Annotated in this window: 1 protein-coding gene; it reads right to left on the bottom strand. The window is 72.2% G+C overall.

From position 1 onward, the window contains the following. The coding region (locus DTW89_RS19040) for a DUF748 domain-containing protein (RefSeq protein ID WP_114657072.1) at positions 1-1,462 on the bottom strand (1,462 nt) is incomplete at both ends.

The raw sequence follows: 1,462 nt of genomic DNA, 5'->3' as shown, positions 1-1,462 counted from the left end.
GGCTGGTGCGGTGTCGGCGGCCGGGGGCGTGTTGTTGACCTGGGCGGGGCTTTTGGCAATGTCGCTCAGGTTGATGCGGCCGTTTTCGTTGATGGTGATGCGCGCAAAGAAGTCGGCCAGGCTGGTCTCTTTGACCTCCACCCGGGGGGCGGTGTCGGGCGCCAGGGCCACGCTCAGGCCGCGCAGGCCCAGGCTCTTCCAGGCCAGCAGTTCTTCGCCCACCTGGTCTGCGGTCTTGGGCGTGGCGGCAGCCGTGCTGTTGGCGCGCAGCTCGTCGATGGCGGCATCGCCGCTCACGCGCAGCGTGGTGCCGCGCGCGCTTTGGGCCATGGCCACCTGGCCCCGAAAACCCGCCTCGGCGTGCAGCAACTCGATGGCGAACCGGTCGGCCAGGTAGCCGTCCAGGGCGTGCAGGGGCAGGCGGCTGGCTTCCAGGCGACCTTGCGTGGCAAAGGGCTGGGGCGTCAGCGTGCCCCGGTAGTCGAGCTTGCCGGCGTTGCCCCGGGATTCGACTAAGCCGGCGTTGCCGCGGCGTGCGGCCACCCGGGCCGAGAGCTGGAAGGCCTCGGGCTTGCCGCCGTCCAGCGCCAGGTTGCGCGCCTGCAGGCTCAGCGCCGACAGGTTCAGCGCCACGGGGCGGGGCTGGGCGCGGTCGGCAAAGGCCATGCTGCCCTCGTCCACAGCCAGCTCGCCCAGGCGCACGCGCCATGCGGGCGCAGCGGGTGGCGGTGCGGAGGCTTGCGCTGTGGTGGCGCTGGAGGGACTGGCGGCGGGCGCGGACTTGAGCCAGCGCTCGGCCATCCAGAGGCCATCGGCGGCGCGTTCCACCGTGGCCTTGGGCTGGGTGATGCCCAGGCGCTCGATGTCCACGGTGCGCGTGTCCAGGTTTAGCTTCAGGCCGTCCAGCGCCAGCTTGCCCACGCTGGCCAGCGCGGTCTTGCCCTGTTGCAGGGACAGTTGCTCCAGCGCCAGGGGCCCCGCGCCGAGCGTGATGCCCGTAGCGCCTGCCTTGGCGGCGTCGCCAGCAGGGGCTTGCCACTGCAGGGCCAGCTCGCCGCTGACCAGGCCGGTCAGCACGGGCTCCAGCGTCTGGGCCAGGTAGGGCGCGGCCAGTTGCAGAGCGAGGGCCTGGGCAGTCAGGCGCACCTCGGCGGCACGGTCGGTGGCCTGACCCTTGAAAGCCAGGGTGCTGCCCTGCACGCCCAGCGCGCCCGTGAAGGTGAGCGGGGCCTTGAAGGGATAGGCCACATCGGCCACATCCAGCGTGAGGTCGGTGGCCTCCAGCGCGGCGGCGGGGCGGGTGCTCTGGTCGCTCCAGCGCACCTGGCCCTTGCGCACGGCGGCCTGCGCCACCGCATGGGCGCGGACGGTGGTCTGCACCTCGTCGACACCGCCTCGGGCCGGGTCATCGAGGAACAGCCACGCTTCGTCGAGGATCAGCAGCGTTGGCGCACCGTCGAAG

This window comes from Acidovorax sp. BoFeN1 (assembly GCF_003345135.1).
In the GTDB taxonomy this organism is placed as follows: Bacteria; Pseudomonadota; Gammaproteobacteria; order Burkholderiales; family Burkholderiaceae_C; genus Acidovorax; species Acidovorax defluvii.
This window is presented reverse-complemented; position numbering and strand designations above follow the sequence as displayed.